The organism is Halomonas borealis, from assembly GCF_004798905.1.
GTDB classification, from domain to species: Bacteria; Pseudomonadota; Gammaproteobacteria; order Pseudomonadales; family Halomonadaceae; genus Halomonas; species Halomonas borealis.
On sequence record NZ_SDMO01000001.1, the window covers coordinates 103,327 to 120,489 of the forward strand.

Genomic DNA, 17,163 nt, shown 5'->3' on the forward strand with positions numbered 1-17,163 from the left:
GGGAAGCGACATGGGGGCGTTGACCAAGGCCGAACTGGCCGAGCATCTGCACGCCGAGCTCGGTCTCTCCAAGCGTGAGGCCAAGTCCATGGTGGAGGCCTTCTTCGAGGAGATCCGCGGCTGTTTGCGTGAAAACGAGCAGGTCAAGCTGTCGGGCTTCGGGAACTTCGACCTTCGCGACAAGAGCGAACGGCCGGGCCGCAACCCCAAGACAGGAGAGGAGATTCCGATCTCCGCCCGACGGGTGGTGACCTTCCGGCCGGGCCAGAAGCTCAAGACCCAGGTCGAGGCCTATCATCCCGAACGGGGCTGATGACGCCCCTGCCGGACGACTCGCCGACGCCACCCTCCGGGGTGGCGTCGGCGTTTGGGCGAGGGCCTAGAGCGTGCCGTGTGCCAGCGTCCAGGTGATGACCACCTTGAGCAGATAGCCGAACATCCCCGCGCCGAGCCCCACGCATAGCATCAGGGTACCGAAGCGGCCGGCCTTCGACTGTCGGGCCAGATCCCAGATGATGAAGCCCATGAACAGCATCAGGCCACCGATCATCAGCGGGGTGATCCAAGCGTCGAAGGTCTGTACCATGCCGGACTCCAGAAGAGTGGAAAATGATTCCACAATACATGCTCGTGGTAGGCTGGGTACAGGGCGGCAGGTGCGGCCATGGCCGCGGGCATGTTAGTATTGCCGCGAATTTTTCTGGAAAATCCACGTTATTCTCATGCCCAAGCTCAAGATACTGGTCGGCACCATGTACGGCGGCGCCCTGGATGTCGCCGAGCAGGTTCAGCCGCTGTTCGAGGAGGCCGGCTACACGGTCGAGATCTTCGACCAGCCGACCCTGGCGGACCTCGTCGATACGCCCACCGACCTGGCGTTGTTTTGCGTCTCGACCACCGGGAGTGGTGACGTGCCCGGCAACATGACGCCCTTCGTGCGTGATCTGGAGGCCCAGAGCCCCGGGCTCACCGAGCTGCGCTACGGCATGATCGCGCTGGGCGACGGCTCCTATGTCGACTCCTTCTGCGGCGCCGGTCGCTCGCTCGACGAGCAGCTGCAGGGGCAGGGTGCCACGCGTCTGGGCGAGCGCCTGGAGATCGATGCCATGGAGACCTTCATGGCCGATGATGCCGCCATGCCCTGGGTCGAGGAATGGATCGCCACGCAACGGCTCAAGGTGGCCTGAGATGGGCGCGACCTCGACCCCTGAGCGACTCAGCCTGTTGCTGGGGCTGGCGGCGATGATGGCGGCCAGCCTGCCGCGCTACCTGATCGATGGCCATTCGACGCGGCTGACCCTGATGGTGGCCGCGATCGTGGCGGTGCTGGTCGTGGTGCTGGTGCAATGGCGGCTGCTGGCCGCCGAGGCCCGGGCGAAGCTGCCGGCGCTATGGCGTCGCCTGTTGGCCTGCCTGGCGCTCGGGGTGGTGGCCATGGCGGCCTGGCAAGGGATCGTGGCCGGCTGGCAGGGCGGGGCGCTGCTGGCCTCCCACGGCATGACCCTGGGGGTGTTGCTGCATGCGCTCGGCATATGGCTGAAGCCCGTGCATCACTAGTTCGTCGTCATGCGGTCATGCAAAGGCCCCGCCGGCTCGCGCCGGCGGGGCCTTTTGTCGTGGGGGAAGGGGTTAGCCGAGCGTGTAGCAGGGCTTGTATTCGCCGGCCAGCTTCATGCGTCCCTGGGCGACGAAGGAGCTCAGCAGTTCGTCGAGCCTGGCCATTAATTCGGGTTCGGCATTGAGACGGAAGGGGCCATGGGCCTCGATCAGGCGGATGCCACGTTCCTTGACGTTGCCGGCGACGATGCCCGAGAAGGCGCGGCGCAGGTTGGCGGCCAGCTCATGCACCGGCTGTTCGTGGTGAAGGGCCAGGTTCGCCATGGCCTCATGGGTCGGATCGAAGGTCGCCTGGAAACCGCGTGCCACGGTGAGGCGCCAGTTGTAGTAGAAGGCGTCCTGGCGCTGGCGGCGGTATTCGGTGACGCCATCGATGCCCTTGCGCATGCTGCGGGCCACTTCGACGGGGTCGTCGATGATGATCTCATAGAGCCGCCTGACCGATTCACCGAGGGTATAGACCAGGAATTCGTCGATGCGCTTGAAGTAGTCGGCGGACGTGGCGGGGCCGGTGAGGATCACCGGGAGCTCCATGTCGGCGTTGTCCGGGTGCAGCAGGATGCCGAGCAGGTAGAGAATCTCTTCGGCGGTGCCGACCCCACCGGGGAAGACGATGATGCCGTGGCCCAGGCGCACGAAGGCTTCGAGGCGTTTCTCGATGTCGGGCATCACCACCAATTCGTTGACGATGGGATTGGGGGCTTCGGCGGCGATGATGCCCGGCTCGGAGACGCCCAGGTAGCGGCCCTCGAAGCGGCGTTGCTTGGCGTGGGCCACGTTGGCCCCCTTCATCGGCCCCTTCATGGCGCCCGGGCCGCAGCCGGTGCAGATGTCTAGCTCGCGTAGCCCAAGGTGGTAGCCGACATGCTTGGTGTAGTCGTACTCCTCGCGGGAGATCGAGTGCCCGCCCCAGCAGACCACCATGCTCGGGTCGCGGCTCGGGGTCAGGGTGCCGGCCTTGCGCAGGATGTGGAAGACGGCGTTGGTGGTGCCTTCGCCGGTGGTCAGGTCGAAGCGGTCGCGGGTCTGGATCTCGTTGTAGACATAGACGATGTCGCGCAGTACCGAGGACAGATGCTCGCGGATGCCGCGGATCATCTTGCCGTCGACGAAGGCTTCGGCCGGGGCGTGGGTCAGCTTGAGGCGTACGCCGCGATCCTGCTGGAGAATCTCGATATCGAAGTCGGGATAGGTCTCCATCAGCGCCAGGCCGTCGTCGGTCGGGTTGCCGGAGTTGAGCACCGCGAGCGCACAGCTGCGCAGCAGCTCATGGAGCCCGCTGCGGGAGGTGTCGTGCAGCCGGTTGACCTCGTGCTGGGAGAGAATCTCGAGGCTGCCTTCCGGGGAGATGGTGCTGGAAAGGGTATTGGCCATGCAGCGCGTCCGTGTCACTGGAAAGGGAGCGGCGTGTCCGAGCGTGCCTGGCCTTCGCGTGCCGGCGCGTCGGACCGCGCCTGGATGATGGCGTGGAACCATCGGCTTCGATGCTATCACGCTCCCGCCGTCGCCGGGCTATCGTGGTGATAGATAACGAACGGGCGGGCCGTCGCTGGTCCCCGCTCCGAGCGCTATCGTTATCCAGGCTTTCCTCGGCCGACGTGGCGCTGCGCGTATCGGGGCGAGCTGATAGAATGGCCAGGCCCGGTCCTTCTGGTCAGATGCCCCGCCATGTTCAACGCCCAGTATTTCCGTACCTTCATCACGCTCGTCGAGACCGGTAGTTTCACCCGGACCGCCCAGCGCCTGGAGATGACTCAGCCCGGTGTCAGCCAGCATATCCGCAAGCTGGAACGTTACCTGGACAAGTCGTTGCTCGATCGCCAGGGGCGTCGCTTCGTGCTCACCGAGGCCGGCCGGCGCGCCTACGATTACGCCCTCAAGCTGTTCGCCGAGCATGAGCAGTTTCGCCATTCGCTGGACGACGAGAGCCTGGATAGTGGCGAATGCCGCATCGCCTCGCCGGGCAGCGTGGGGCTGATGTTCTATCCCTTCATCCTCGGCCAGCAGCAGATGCATACCGGCCTGACGGTGAGCTACAGCTTCGCCTTCAATCACGAGATCGTCACCGACGTGCTGGCCGGACGCCATGATCTGGGCATCGTCAACGAGGCCGTTCGGCATCCGGAGATCGATTGCGAGGCCTGGCATCAGGAACCACTGTGCCTGGTGGTGCCGGCGGACTTCACCGGCACCTGCCTGGCCGACCTGATGGCACTGGGCTTCATCGGCTACGCGGACGGGATCAATCGGGTCGGCGGGGTGCTGCGCCAGAACTTCCCCGGCGAGTTTCGCTCGATGAGCCACTTCCCGCGGCAGGGGTTCACCAACGAGGTGAGCATGGTGCTCGATGCCGTGGCCCGCGGGTTGGGCTTTACCGTGGTGTCGCGGCTGGTGCTCGAGACCTCGCCCTGGCAACGCCAGGTCCGCGAGCTGTCGTTGCCTCATCCGGTCCAGGAAACGCTGTACCTGGTCACGCGTCGTGGTATGCGCATGCCACGGCGCTATACTCGGCTGCTCGAGGCCTTCCGCGAGCATCGCCACCACGAGCGCTATGGCCATGGTGACCCTGCCCTTGCCGACCTGGGGGAGGTGACGGGCGACGACCATGGCGAGCGCCTGGGCTGACATGGCCGCCTGCCGGGCGCGCCTTCCCGACGCCTGGCCCATCCAGATACGACGACGCCCCGCCGATAGGCGGGGCGCGTCATGCTACATCAGGCGCTCGGGTTATTCCCGATAGGCATCGATGCTCGGGCAGGAACAGATCAGCTGGCGGTCGCCGGCCACGTTGTCGACCCGATTGACCGACGGCCAGTACTTGGCCGCCTTGACCGCCTCGGTGGGGAAGGCGCCGAGTTCGCGTGAGTAGGGGCGCTCCCAGCCAGCATCCATCAGATCGGCCATGGTGTGCGGCGCGTTGACCAGCGGATTGTTATCGGCCGGCCATTCGCCGGCCTCGACCCGGGCGACTTCCTCACGGATCGCGATCATGGCGTCGCAGAAGCGATCCAGTTCGAAGCGCGACTCCGATTCCGTGGGCTCGATCATCAGGGTGCCGGGCACCGGGAAGGACATGGTCGGCGCATGGAAGCCGTAATCCATCAGGCGCTTGGCGACGTCTTCCTCGCTGATGCCGGAGGAGGCCTTGAGCGGGCGCACATCGATGATGCATTCGTGGGCCACGGTGCCGTTCTGGCCCTTGTAGAGCACCGGGTAGTGCTCGCCGAGCCGCTTGGCGATGTAGTTGGCGCCGAGGATGGCCAGCTCGGTGGCCTCGCGCAGGCCGCGGGCACCCATCATCTTGATGTAGGCCCAGGAGATCGGCAGGATCGAGGCGCTGCCGAAAGGCGCCGCCGCCACCGCGCCACTGTCGGCCTCGACGCCGTCCAGCGGGCGGACCACGTGGTTGGAGACATAGGGCACCAGGTGCGCCTTGACGCCGATCGGGCCCATGCCCGGGCCGCCACCGCCGTGGGGGATGCAGAAGGTCTTGTGCAGGTTGAGGTGGCTGACGTCGCCGCCGAAGTCGCCGGGGCGGGCCAGGCCGACCTGGGCATTCATGTTGGCGCCGTCGATATACACCTGGCCGCCGTGGTCGTGGACGATGTCGCAGGCCTCGCGCACGCCTTCCTCGAACACGCCGTGGGTGGACGGATAGGTGAGCATGATCGCCGACAGTGCCTCGGCATGTTGTCCGGCCTTGTCGCGTAGATCGGCGAGGTCGATGTTGCCGTCCTCGTCGCATTCCACCACCACGACCTTCATGTGGGCCATGGCCGCCGAGGCCGGGTTGGTGCCGTGGGCAGAGCTCGGGATCAGGCAGACATCACGATGTCCCTGGCCCTCGGCCTGCTGATAGCGGCGGATCGCCACCAGGCCGGCGTACTCACCCTGGGCGCCTGAGTTGGGCTGCATGGAGAGGTGGTCGTAGCCGGTGATCTCGACCAGGAAGTCGGCCAGTTCGTCGATGATCTGCTGGTAGCCGGCCACCTGGTCCTTGGGCGCGAAGGGGTGAATACGCGCCAGTTCCGGCCAGGTGATGGGGATCATCTCGCTGGTCGCGTTGAGCTTCATGGTGCACGAGCCGAGCGGGATCATCGCGTGTGCCAGCGACAGATCCTTGTTCTCCAGCCGCTTGAGGTAGCGCAGCATCTCCGTCTCGCTGTGGTAGCGGCGGAAGGTGGGGTGTGTCAGGAAGTCGGATTCACGCCGGCTGCCGGTCGGGATGCCGCTCTTGCCGGCCGTGACGATCTCGGCGTCGAGTGCCGCCACCGACTGGCCGTGTTCGGCGTCGAGCAGCACGTCGAACAACAGGTCCAGGTCGTGGGCGGTGGTGGTCTCGTCGAGGCTGACCCCGATGTCGCCACCCTCGAAGTAGCGCAGGTTGACGTCATGGGCCATGGCGCGACCATGAACCTTGCGGGCATCGACGCCGCTCAGGCGCAGGGTATCGAACCAGCTGTCGTGGACCAGGTTGACGCCACAACGGGTCAGGCCCTCGGCGAGGATGGTGGTCAGCCGGTGGATGCGTCCGGCGATGGTGCGCAGGCCTTCGGCGCCGTGATAGACGGCGTAGAAGCCGGCGATGTTGGCCAGCAGCGCCTGGGCGGTGCAGATGTTGGAGGTGGCCTTCTCGCGGCGGATGTGCTGCTCGCGGGTCTGCATGGCCATGCGCAGCGCGGTCTGGCCGCGATTGTCCTGGGAGACGCCGATGATGCGCCCGGGGATCGAACGCTTGAGCTTGTCGGTGGTGGCGAAGAAGGCGGCATGCGGGCCGCCGAAGCCCATCGGCACGCCGAAGCGCTGGGCACAACCGACCACCATGTCGGCGCCCATCGCGCCCGGCTCGTGGAGCAGCACCAACGACATGATGTCGGCGGCCACGCAGGTCATGATGCCGCGTTCCTTGGCGCTCGACAGCAGCGGCGCCAGGTCGTGGACGCGGCCGCCGTCGCCCGGATACTGCAGCAGGGCGCCGAACACATCGTGGTCGGCCACCTCGGCGGCCGGGGCGACGATCAGCTCGAAGCCGAAATAGTGGGCGCGGGTGCGGACCACATCCAGCGTCTGCGGGAAGACGTCGTCGGCGACGAAGAAGGCATCGCTCTTGGCCTTCTTGTTGGCGCGACGGCACAGCGCCATGGCCTCGGCGGCGGCGGTGGCCTCGTCGAGCAGCGAGGCGTTGGCCAAGCTCATGCCGGTGAGGTCCATGACCATCTGCTGGAAGTTCAGCAGCCCCTCGAGGCGCCCCTGGGAGATCTCCGGCTGGTAGGGGGTATAGGCGGTGTACCAGCCCGGATTCTCCAGCACGTTGCGCTGGATGACCGCCGGCAGATGGGTGTCGTAGTAACCCTGTCCGATGTAGCTCTTGGCGACGCGGTTCTGGCGGGCCAGGCGGTGAAGGTAGTCCAGGGCCTCGGCCTCGCTACGCGGTGGATCGAGATCCAGCTCGCGTCCCAGGCGTATGCCGGCCGGCACCGTGCGCTCCAGCAGGCTGTTCAGGCTGTCCATGCCCAGCGTATCCAGCATGCTGGCCACGTCGGAGGATTCCGGGCCGTTATGGCGGCGGAGGAAGGCGTCATGGTTGGCCAGATCGGCCAGGCGGCGTTGTTCGAAAACCATGGAATACCCTATTGCGGTCGCGCCCGAGGGGGCAGGGAAAGGGGAAAGGGGGGGGCGGGGCATGAGCGGAGGGCGGCTCCGTCTTCATGCCCCGCCACCGGAGCCGAGGGAGTGAATCAGCCTTCGGCGTCGGCCAGGGCCTGATAGGCGTCGGCGTCGAGCAGCTCGTCGAGGGCGTTGGCTTCCTCGAGACGCAGCTTGAGGATCCAGCCGTCTTCGTAGGGAGACTCGTTCAGGGTCTCGGGGGCGTCCTCGAGATCCTCATTGATCGCGACCACCTCGCCGGACAGCGGGGCGTAAAGGTCGGAGGCGGCCTTGACCGACTCGACCACGCCGATTTCGTCGCCCTTGGCCAGGGCGGTGCCCACCTCGGGCAGCTCGACGAAGACCACGTCGCCGAGGGACTGCTGGGCATGATCGGTGATGCCGAGGGTCACCGTGCCGTCGCCGTTGTCCAGGATCCATTCATGGCTTTCGGCGTAACGCAGATTGGCTGGGATAGCACTCATGACGTTTTCCTATACGAAAAAGGTTTCTGACGCAGGGGCATCCTAACGCCCCCGCTCACGTTTGGCGAGCCCCGAGGGACATGGGCGTCGTGAGGTGAATCACGATACCCACTCAAGCGTAGGCCGCCCGGTGGGTTTCTGCCTGCTCGACGCGGCTCGGCAGCAGGTCACGAGGGTGAGCCGCCGGCCATGTACCAGCGGGAGCCGCGCAGCGACGGCCTTGTCTCTTCCGGGGCAGGCGGCTAGAGTAGCCGAAGTTTCTTATAGGAAACGTTTTTCCGGGAGTGCCGGCCCTTCGTCCTGCCTGCGCTTGGCCGCGTCATAGGTGATGATGGCTATGCTTCATGCTGTGAGGCGAGGAGATGGCCGTATTTTCTTGCAGGAGACTAGAGCGCCAACGGAATGATCCGCTATGGTACGCGAGTTCGTATCATCGTGGGTATCGCTCTCGCGCCGGACCATGCACGTTGGTGCATAACAATAAACTTTAGGGAGAACGAGACGTGGAAACCTTGACCAATATCTTATCGGCCATCGAGGGGGTCGTGTGGGGCCCGCTGATGCTGGTGCTGTTGCTGGGGGTCGGCCTCTACCTGCAGATCGGCCTGAAGGTCATGCCCATTCGCAAGCTGGGTACGGGCTTCAAGCTGCTGTGGAAGGGGCGCAATACCGAGAAGGGCTCGGAAGACGAGGGTGAGGTCTCGCCGTTCAATGCGCTGATGACCTCGCTGTCGGCCACCATCGGCACCGGTAACATCGCCGGCGTGGCAACGGCCATCGTGCTTGGCGGCCCGGGCGCGGTGTTCTGGATGTGGATCACCGCTCTGGTGGGCATGGCCACCAAGTTCTCGGAGGCCGTGCTGGCCGTGCGTTATCGCCAGGTCGACGATGCCGGCGACCACGTCGGTGGCCCGATGTACTACATCCGTAATGGCCTGGGCAAGAAATGGGGCTGGATGGGCGGCGCCTTCGCCCTGTTCGGTGCCGTGGCCGCCTTCGGCATCGGCAACACCGTGCAGTCCAACTCCGTGGCCGATGGCCTGGGAGAGTCCCTCGGCCTGCCGCACTGGGTCACCGGCCTGGTGATCATGGTGCTGGCCGGTGCGGTCATCCTCGGCGGCATCAAGCGCATCGCCAAGGTGGCGGGCAAGCTGGTGCCGGTCATGGCGGTGGCCTACATCGTCTGTGGCCTGCTGGTGCTGATCATCAACGCCGATCAGGTCGGCCAGGCCCTGGGCCTGATCTTCGGCCATGCCTTCACGCCGATCTCGGCGGCGGGCGGCTTCGCCGGTGCGGCGGTGGCCAAGGCGATCCAGTTCGGCGTCGCCCGTGGCGTGTTCTCCAACGAGGCGGGCCTCGGCAGCGCGCCGATCGCGCACGCGGCGGCACAGACCAAGAACCCGGTCCGCCAGGGTCTGATCGCCATGCTCGGTACCTTCATCGACACCATCGTGGTGTGTTCGATCACCGCGCTGGCGATCCTCACCACCGCTTGGACCTCCGGCGAAACCGGTGCGGCCCTGACCACGCTGTCGTTCAACGAGGCGCTGCCGGGCATCGGTCAATACGTGGTGTCCTTCGCGCTGGCGGTGTTCGCCTTCACCACCATCCTGGGTTGGGCCTTCTACGGCGAGAAGTGCTTCGAGTACCTGTTCGGGGTGGGGGCCATCAAGTTCTACCGGGTGGTCTACATCCTGGCGATCTTCGTCGGCTCGGTGCTGCCGCTCGGTTTCGTGTGGCTGCTGGCCAGTGTCTTCAACGCCATGATGGCGATCCCCAACCTGATCGCCCTGGCGCTGCTGTCGCCGGTGGTGTTCAAGCTGACCCGCGACTACTTCGACGGTAAGGACGTACTGCCGGGCGAAGATCTCAACAAGTAAACAACACCGGGCGCAGGCCGGCATCGGGCCGCTCTGCGCCTCCGTTTTCATGGGAGTGATACGACCGCGATGAACGAACAACGCCAGACACCTCTTCACGATCTCCATCTCGAACTGGGCGGCAAGATGGTGCCCTTCGCGGGTTACAGCATGCCCGTTCAGTACGCCCTGGGGGTCAAGAAGGAACACGAACATACCCGCCAGGCCTGCGGCCTATTCGATGTCTCGCACATGGGGCAGGTACTGGTGCGCGGCCCACAGCCGGCAAAGGCCCTGGAAAGCCTGGTACCCGCCGACCTGGTCGGGCTGGCCGAGGGCCAGCAACGCTACGGCCTGTTCACCGCCGAGGATGGCGGCATCCTCGATGATCTGATGATCGTCAACGCCGGCGACCACCTGTATCTGGTGGTCAATGCGGCCTGCAAGGAGCAGGATATCGCGCACCTGCGTCGCGGCCTGTCCGATCACGAGATCGAGGTGCTCGATCGCGGCCTGCTGGCGCTGCAGGGGCCCAAGACCGCCGAGGTCATGGCGCGGCTGTGTCCCGTGGCCTGCGAGATGGTGTTCATGCAGCATGGTCGCTTCACCATCGACGGCATCGACGTGTGGGTCAGCCGCAGCGGCTATACCGGTGAGGATGGCTTCGAGATCTCGGTGCCCGCCGAGCAGACCGAGGCCTTGGCGCGTCGTCTGCTTGCCGAGCAGGAGGTCGAAGCAATCGGCCTGGGCGCCCGCGATTCGCTGCGCCTCGAAGCCGGGCTGTGCCTCTATGGTCATGACATCGACACCGGCACCACACCGATGGAAGGCGGGCTGATCTGGGCGATCGGCAAGCCGCGCCGCCGCGGTGGCGAACGCCCGGGCGGTTTCCCGGGGGCCGACCTGATCCTGCATCAGGTGGCCGAGAAGGATCATCGCCGCAAGCGGGTGGGCCTGCTTGGTGAAGGGCGTGCCCCGGTACGCGAAGGTGCCGAGTTGTTCGACGCCGAGGGCAACGCGCTCGGCGTGGTGACCTCCGGAGGGTTCGGGCCCAGTGTCGGTCAACCGGTGGCGATGGGCTACGTGCCCATCGAGCAGGCCGAGATCGGCACCACCGTCTATGCCGAGGTACGCGGCAAGCGCTTGCCGGTGGTGGTCAGCAAGACGCCATTCGTGGCGCCGGGGTATTACCGCGGCTGACGTTATACCGTTATCTCAGCCTGCGGGCTGAGTATGCCGACGCCGATGACGGCCATCCCATACGGGGTGGCCGTTTTTTTTCATGTGGGCTCATTGCCTGCTGCGCCGTAGTGTACCCAGCGGAAGGTCAGGCTGATGCGCAGGCCGTGCCCGCGACGCGCCAGCAGGGCGTGCTCGAGCTCATCTTGTACCCCGGGTCCCATCAGCAACAGGCTGTCGTGGGGCTGGGCGACATTGAAGGCGGGGGCGTGACGGTCCTTCCAGCGAAAGCGCAACGGGCGGTCGGCGCCCAGGCTGACGGCGGCGATCAGCGGTGCCACACCGAGCTCAGGCTCGTCGTCACAATGCCAACCCATGCGGTCGTCGCCGTCGGCGTAGCGGTTGAGCAGTACGCTGTTGAAACGGGCCCTATGACCGGCGGCGGCCAGTCGAGTGATCACGGCATCACGCAGGGCGAGCACCACGGGATGCCAGGGAGTCGGGGCGAAGTCCCGGCCCGAGTACCGGTAGGCGGCATCGCCCATCCATACCTGGCGCCTGGGGATCGGGTGGTCGCGGCCGTAGAGGCGCAGGCAGGGGCGCTGCCAGTCCAACGCGGCGTCGAGCCTGGCCAGGGCGTCGTCTGCGGCGCCGCCGAGCAGGCCGTCGAAGCGCCATAGTGGCGGGTCGGCGAGCAAGCAGTCGCCGTCGGGCGAGGAGAGCAGGTCCATCCTCTCAGCGTGCCAGCCCACGGCGGTAGGCGCCAGTCATCAGCCCGCCAGGGAAAGGCTCAGCAGGGCCAGTGTGTAGCCGATCGCGGCGCCGGCGACCACGTCGCTGATGTAGTGCAGGCCGAGGCCCACCCGCGAGACCGCGATCAGGGTGGCCACCGGGATCAGCGACGGCAGCAGCCAGGGCGCATGGGTCGCGCTCAGCGTGCAGAACATCACCGCGTGCAGGGTGTGGCCGCTGGGGAAGCTATAGCGATCCCGGGCCGGCTCCTGGCAGGCGATGCCCGAGAAGGTGATGAAGGGCCGCTCGCGACATAGTCGGGTCTTGACCCATCGGTACACGGCGATGGCCACCAGGGCGGTCAGCACGTACTGGAGCAGCAGTCGCCAGCCATCGCGTCCATGCAGCCAGGGCTGAACGGAGATCAGTGCCACCCACAGCGGCCAGTCCCCGGCCTTGCTGGCCAGGCGGAGCGACCATCGCCAGGGGCGGTGGATGCTGAGGCCGGCCAAGCGTTGGCAGAGTTGCCATTCGAGCGTATCGAGGCGATCAAACATGGCGGGGACGCGAGGCTTCATCGGATATCTCCCGGGCATGAGCGAGGGCGCCGAGGAAGGTGTCGGCGATGGCGGGCCAGCGATAGGTCAGGGCGCGGCGACGGGCGGCTCGGCCCAGGCGCGCGTGGCGGGCCGGCTGTTGGCATAGCGCCACGGCGGCGTCGCGAAAGCCGTCCTCGTCGCCGACTGCCAGCTGCAGGCCGTTGATATCGTCCTCGATCAATGCCGCTCCGGCGGCGTGACGGAAGGCTATCGTGGCCAGGCCGCTGGCCATGGCCTCGACCAGCACATTGCCCCAGGTCTCGGAGATCGAGGGGAAAACGAAGATGTCGGCGCTGGCGTAGTAGCGACTCAGGTCGTCCGGCGAGACGAAGCCGGCGAAGTGGGCCTCGGGCAAGGCTCGTTCCAGGTTGACGCGGCCGGGGCCATCGCCGACCACCACCAGCGTCAGCCGCGGATGAGCGTCCTGCATGGCGGCGAAGGTGTCGCGCAAGAGGTCGAGGTTCTTCTCCGGTGCCAGCCGGCCCACATAGAGTGCCACCGGCTCCTGCGGGTCGGCCCCCCAGTGTTCGCGCAGGGTCGCGTCGCGGTGCTCGGGGGCGAAGCGCTCGCCGTCGATGCCGCGGGCCATCACCCTGATTCGCTCGAAACCGCGTTGCCCGAGTTCGCGGGCCTGGAGGTGGGTCGGCACCAGGGTGGTGGCGCAGCGATTGTGGAAGTGGCGCAGACGGCGGATCACCAGCGGTCGCAGCCAGCCAAGGCCGTAGTCCCGGCAGTAATGGTCGAAGTTGGTATGCCAGCCACTGACCACCGGGATGCCGAGCGTCTCGGCGGCCGCCAGCGCCGACCAGCCGAGCGGGCCCTCGGTGGCCAGGTAGATCACGTCGGGGCGATCGGCCTGCCAGAAGCGTCGGATGCGTCGCCTGGCGGGCAAGCCCAGCCGCACCTGGCGGTAGCCCGGCACCGCGGCGGCGCGCACCCGTAATTCGGCGGCCATGCCTTCGGCGCGGTGGTCATCGTCGGCGGGCTGAGGGCGAATCAGCTGCAGCGCATGGCCTTGCGGGCGTAGTTGATCACACAGCCGATCCAGGGTGTGGGCCACGCCGTTGATGTCCGGCGTCCAGGTGTCGCTGACCAGGCAGATGCGCATGTTCGTCCCCGTGCCGTGGGGGGCGATTGGCCCCCGTTCGGTTCAGGATGGTCGGACAGGGTGACCGCATCGCGACAGCCTCGTGACGTCGCGATGACAGCCGTTCAGCGCAGCACGCCGCGCGGATCGATGGGCTTGCCGCCGTGGCGTAGGTCGAAGAGCAGGTCGAAGCGGCCGGTGGATGCGTGGCGATCTACGGTGCATAACGGGGTGCCCCGCCGGACCTCGGTGCCGCTGTCGACCAGCAGGGTTCCGCATAGCGCGTAGACGCTCTGCAGGTTGTCCGGGTGGTGGACGATCACCACCCGGCCGAGCTGCCGCATGCTGTCGGCGAAGCGGACCTCGCCGTCGGCCACCGCCATGGCGCGGGCGCCTTGATCGGTTGCCAGCAGCATGGGCTGCAGGGTGCCACGGTCGTCCTTGCCGAAGGCACGGGCGACCCGGTAGTCGTCCAGCGGCCATGGCCAGTCGCGGGCATCACCCGGGACGGGCCCGGGGTCTGCGGGCGGCTGTGGGCGTGAGGGCGTGGCACTCGACGAGGCGCCGCCTGACGATGCCGAGCCGCCGTGTAGCGGCACCGAAATAAGCTGCCCGACCTTCAGGTCGGTGGGACTGATGCCGGCGTTGGCCGTGGCGATGCTCACCGGCGAGGTGTCGAAGCGCCGGGCGATGGCGCTGTAGGTGTCGCCGGCGCGGACCCGGTAGCGATAGGGGCCTCCCGACGGCGCACGCTCCTCGTGAGCGGGCACCAGGATGCGCTGGCCCACGGCCAGCCCGCGCGGGCTGACGCCGGGATTGAAGCGTCGCAGCCGCACCAGCGGCACCTCGGCACGCCGGGCGAGTTCGCCCAGGGTGTCGCCGCGCTGGATGGTCACCCAGTGGCCCGCCGGTGAGCCGCCGCCCACCCCCGCGGAGCCGGCACAGCCGGCCAGCACGAGGGTCAACAGCAGCATTGAGAGGATCAGTGCGAATCGAGGGCGGCATCCTTGGCCTGCCACTGGGCGTTGAGCCATGCGTGGAAGCGTTCCTTGTAGGCGGAGTCCTGATAATAGTCACCCTGGGTCATCCAGGCGGGGACCGTCAGGCGACGAGCGCTCAGATGGATGGTGCCCTCGCGCCCGCAGAGAAAGTCCCAGAAGCGGGGTTCGGGGCGCGAGTAGCACAGGGTAACGTCGAGAATGCCGCTCAGCCGGTCGCCGAGCAAGCCCAGTACCTGGGCGATACCGCCGGCACGCGGGGGCAGCAGGTGGCGGTAGGGGCTGTCGAGGGCGGCATGCTTGGCCGGCGTGAAGCGGGTGCCTTCGACGAAGTTGTAGATGGCGATCGGTCGCTCGCGGGCGTGCCGGCACATGCGTTGGGTGGCTTCCTGGTCGCGGCGCGCCAAATGCGGGCGGCGTTCACGCTGCTCGCGGGTCAGGCGGCGCAGCATCGGGAACTCCAACGCCCAGAAGGCCAGCCCGACCACCGGGATCCAGATCAGCTGACGCTTGACGAAGAAGTGCGGCATCGGCAGTCGGCGATGCAAGGCCAGGAAGAGCGCGAAGATATCGGTCCAGCTGCGATGGTTGGCCAGCACCAGCCACCATTCGTCGTGGCTGAGCCCATCCGGCAGGTCGAGGCGCAGGTCGAGGCGCAGGTCGGGGCGGATCCAGTGGCGGATCCACCACAGGTTGACGTCGACCCAGCACAACGCTACGCCGTTCAGCCCGCGCAGCACCCGGCGCCGCAGTGGGCGGCCCGGGGTGATCAGCTTGAGCAGGGTGAGCGCGATCAGCGGCACCGCCCAGACCAGGGTGTTGAGGGTCAGCAGTAACAGGCTGACGATGCCCCTGAGGGTCGACATGCCGTCGGTCTCCTTGATGATGTCCTTGAACCGCTAATGCTAATGGATCGCGGCGAGGGTGCCCAGCGATGCGGGTAACATCTTGATCCCGATCCCGATCCCGATCCCGATCCCGATCCCGATTCGCCGCCCTGTGTCATGATGGCTGCAACTCGGGAAGATCCTCGAACAGCGCCAGGGCGTCGGGATTGGCCAGGGCCTCGCGGTTGTTGACCGGCTCACCGTGGATCACCTGGCGGACGGCGAGTTCTACCAGTTTGCCCGACAGGGTGCGTGGGAGGTCGTCGACCTGGAGGATCTTCGCCGGCACGTGGCGAGGAGTTGCATTGCCGCGCAGGGTGTCGCGGATGCGCCGACACAGGGTGTCATCCAGGGTGACGCCCTCGCGCAGGCGCACGAACAGCACCACGCGAGTATCGTCCTGCCATTGCTGGCCGACGCACAGCGATTCCAGCACCTCCTCGATCTTCTCCACCTGGCGATAGATCTCGGCGGTGCCGATGCGCACGCCGCCGGGGTTGAGCACCGCATCCGAGCGGCCATGAATGAGCAGGCCGTCTTCGGGGGTGATCTCGGCATAGTCGCCGTGGGCCCATACGCCGGGGAAGGTGGCGAAGTAGGCGTCGTGGTAGCGCTCGCCCTTTGGATCGTTCCACAGGCCCAGCGGCATCGCCGGGAAGGGCTGGGTGCACACCAGCTCGCCTTTCTCGCCGCGCCGGGGTTGGCCGTCGTCGCCGAACACGTCCACCGCCATGCCGAGCCCGCGACATTGCAGCTGGCCGCGAACCACCGGGCGAATCGGGCAACCCAGCGCGAAGCAGGAGACGATGTCGGTGCCGCCGGAGATCGAGGCCAGCAGCAGGTCCGCCTTGATGTCGCGATAGACATAGTCGAAAGATGCGTGGGCCAGCGCCGAGCCGGTGGAGAGCAGCGTACGCAGCGCCGAGAGATCATGCTCGCGACCGGGGCGCAGGCCCTGTTTCTCGCAGGCGGCCAGGTAGCGCGCGCTGGTGCCGAACACCGTGACGCCTTCGCGCTCGGCCATGGCCCACAGCGCGTCCGGCTCGGGCGCGAAGGGCGCACCGTCGAACAGCACCAGGGTGGCATCCGAGGCCAGCCCCGAGACCAGCCAGTTCCACATCATCCAACCGCAGGTGGTGTAGTAGAAGACCCTGTCCTTGGCGCCGATGTCGGTGTGCAGGCGATGCTCCTTGAGGTGCTGGAGCAGGGTGCCGCCGGCCGAGTGCAGGATGGCCTTGGGAGGCCCGGTGGTGCCCGACGAGTAGAGCAGGTAGAGCGGATGGTCGAAAGGCAGGCTGACGAAGTCGACCTCGGCGGCATCGTGATCGAGGAAGGCGTCCCAGGCCACGGCGCCGGGGATGCCGTCGAGATCGGGGGCGTCCGCCAGGAAGGGGAACACCACCAGCGTTGCCAGGCCGTCGATGGCGTTGGCGATCTCGGCCAGCCGCGCCCGAGTGTCGATGGCCTTGCCGTTCCAGGTGTAGCCGTCGGCGGCGATCAGCACCTTCGGGCCGATCTGGCCGAAGCGGTCGAGTACGCCCTGGAAGCCGAAATCCGGCGAGCAGGATGACCACACCGCGCCGAGGCTGGTGGCGGCCAGCATGCCGATCACCGCGTGCTCGCTGTTGGGCACGAAACCGGCGACTCGGTCGCCCGAGACGACGCCGGCATCGCGCAATGCCGTGGCCAGGGCCGCCACCTGTCGGTACAGGGTGGCGTAGCTCAGTTCACGGCGCCGGCCGCGTTCGTCGGTGACGATCAGCGCCGGGTGTTCGTCACGGCGGCGCAGCAGGTTCTCGGCGACATTGAGTCGGGCGTCGGGGAACCAGCGGGCACCGGGCATCGACTCGGGAGATTCCAGCACTCGCTCGCCGCGTCGTTCGGCGACGATCTCGGCATCGTCCCACAGCTGGCGCCAGAAGGCCTGTGGGTGCTCAATGCTCCAGGCGTGGAAGGCCGCATAGTCAGGCAGCCGGATGCCATGCTGGCGTTCGAGGCGGCGCATCATCGCGGCCATCCGGGTGGCGCCGGCGGCCTCGGGGGTGGGGCGCCAGAGCGGTTCTGCCATGGGGCG

16 protein-coding genes are annotated in these 17,163 nt (G+C 67.0%); 6 read left to right on the plus strand and 10 right to left on the minus strand.

All coding sequences use genetic code 11. The features are described 5' to 3' along the window. The first annotated feature begins 10 nt into the window (after positions 1–10). Positions 11–313: an integration host factor subunit alpha gene (locus tag ETC07_RS00465; protein WP_136247001.1), complete on the plus strand. Its 303-nt coding sequence runs from the start codon at positions 11–13 to the stop codon at positions 311–313. Between the two features lie 66 nt (positions 314–379). Here the strand turns inward: ETC07_RS00465 and ETC07_RS00470 are convergent, their stop codons facing one another. Continuing rightward, complete coding sequence (locus tag ETC07_RS00470) at positions 380–586, minus strand: DUF2788 domain-containing protein (RefSeq protein WP_136246583.1); 207 nt, start codon at positions 584–586, stop codon at positions 380–382. Between the two features lie 136 nt (positions 587–722). On the opposite strand from ETC07_RS00470, the gene ETC07_RS00475 reads away from it, so the two are divergent. Together ETC07_RS00475 and ETC07_RS00480 are read left to right on the plus strand one after the other, a co-directional pair. After that, positions 723–1,187 (plus strand): flavodoxin domain-containing protein, encoded by a 465-nt coding sequence (locus ETC07_RS00475; protein ID WP_136246584.1) that lies wholly within the window; start codon positions 723–725, stop codon positions 1,185–1,187. Position 1,188: 1 nt separating this feature from the next. After that, positions 1,189–1,557 (plus strand): hypothetical protein, encoded by a 369-nt coding sequence (locus ETC07_RS00480; RefSeq protein WP_136246585.1) that lies wholly within the window; start codon positions 1,189–1,191, stop codon positions 1,555–1,557. Positions 1,558–1,629: 72 nt separating this feature from the next. Here ETC07_RS00480 and ppnN read toward each other — a convergent pair whose 3' ends face one another. Beyond that, positions 1,630–2,991, minus strand: coding sequence for a nucleotide 5'-monophosphate nucleosidase PpnN (gene ppnN / locus ETC07_RS00485; RefSeq protein ID WP_136246586.1), 1,362 nt, complete (start codon positions 2,989–2,991; stop codon positions 1,630–1,632). 294 nt (positions 2,992–3,285) lie between these two features. Between ppnN and ETC07_RS00490 the strand changes: the two genes are divergently transcribed. Beyond that, complete coding sequence (locus ETC07_RS00490) at positions 3,286–4,242, plus strand: LysR family transcriptional regulator (protein WP_136246587.1); 957 nt, start codon at positions 3,286–3,288, stop codon at positions 4,240–4,242. A gap of 102 nt (positions 4,243–4,344) precedes the next feature. Here the strand turns inward: ETC07_RS00490 and gcvP are convergent, their stop codons facing one another. Then, positions 4,345–7,239 carry an aminomethyl-transferring glycine dehydrogenase gene (gcvP, locus tag ETC07_RS00495; RefSeq protein ID WP_136246588.1) on the minus strand — a complete coding sequence of 965 codons (2,895 nt, stop codon included), beginning with the start codon at positions 7,237–7,239 and terminating at the stop codon, positions 4,345–4,347. A 116-nt stretch (positions 7,240–7,355) separates the two neighbouring features. After that, the gene (gcvH, locus tag ETC07_RS00500; RefSeq protein ID WP_136246589.1) at positions 7,356–7,748 is read right to left on the minus strand and encodes a glycine cleavage system protein GcvH; all 393 of its coding nucleotides are present in this window, start codon (positions 7,746–7,748) and stop codon (positions 7,356–7,358) included. 503 nt (positions 7,749–8,251) lie between these two features. On the opposite strand from gcvH, the gene ETC07_RS00505 reads away from it, so the two are divergent. Then, positions 8,252–9,628, plus strand: a complete 1,377-nt coding sequence (locus ETC07_RS00505; RefSeq protein ID WP_136246590.1) for an alanine/glycine:cation symporter family protein — start codon at positions 8,252–8,254, stop codon at positions 9,626–9,628. A 69-nt stretch (positions 9,629–9,697) separates the two neighbouring features. Then, complete coding sequence (gene gcvT, locus ETC07_RS00510) at positions 9,698–10,807, plus strand: glycine cleavage system aminomethyltransferase GcvT (RefSeq protein WP_136246591.1); 1,110 nt, start codon at positions 9,698–9,700, stop codon at positions 10,805–10,807. An 80-nt stretch (positions 10,808–10,887) separates the two neighbouring features. Here gcvT and ETC07_RS00515 read toward each other — a convergent pair whose 3' ends face one another. From ETC07_RS00515 to ETC07_RS00540, 6 genes are all read right to left on the minus strand, one after another. Continuing rightward, positions 10,888–11,517, minus strand: a complete 630-nt coding sequence (locus ETC07_RS00515) for an alpha-ketoglutarate-dependent dioxygenase AlkB family protein (protein WP_136246592.1) — start codon at positions 11,515–11,517, stop codon at positions 10,888–10,890. Positions 11,518–11,556: 39 nt separating this feature from the next. Then, a complete protein-coding gene (locus ETC07_RS00520) occupies positions 11,557–12,096 on the minus strand; it encodes a phosphatase PAP2 family protein (protein ID WP_136246593.1) in 540 nt (179 codons plus the stop codon). After that, positions 12,068–13,225, minus strand: a complete 1,158-nt coding sequence (locus ETC07_RS00525) for a glycosyltransferase family 4 protein (protein ID WP_136246594.1) — start codon at positions 13,223–13,225, stop codon at positions 12,068–12,070. Before ETC07_RS00525 ends, ETC07_RS00520 begins: the two co-directional genes overlap by 29 nt. Before the next feature lie 104 nt (positions 13,226–13,329). After that, positions 13,330–14,178 (minus strand): LysM peptidoglycan-binding domain-containing protein, encoded by an 849-nt coding sequence (locus ETC07_RS00530; protein ID WP_240724514.1) that lies wholly within the window; start codon positions 14,176–14,178, stop codon positions 13,330–13,332. An 8-nt stretch (positions 14,179–14,186) separates the two neighbouring features. Continuing rightward, complete coding sequence (gene yihG / locus ETC07_RS00535) at positions 14,187–15,068, minus strand: 1-acylglycerol-3-phosphate O-acyltransferase, YihG family (RefSeq protein WP_136246596.1); 882 nt, start codon at positions 15,066–15,068, stop codon at positions 14,187–14,189. Positions 15,069–15,204: 136 nt separating this feature from the next. After that, the gene (locus ETC07_RS00540) at positions 15,205–17,157 is read right to left on the minus strand and encodes an acetoacetate--CoA ligase (protein ID WP_136246597.1); all 1,953 of its coding nucleotides are present in this window, start codon (positions 17,155–17,157) and stop codon (positions 15,205–15,207) included. Positions 17,158–17,163 lie beyond the last annotated feature (6 nt).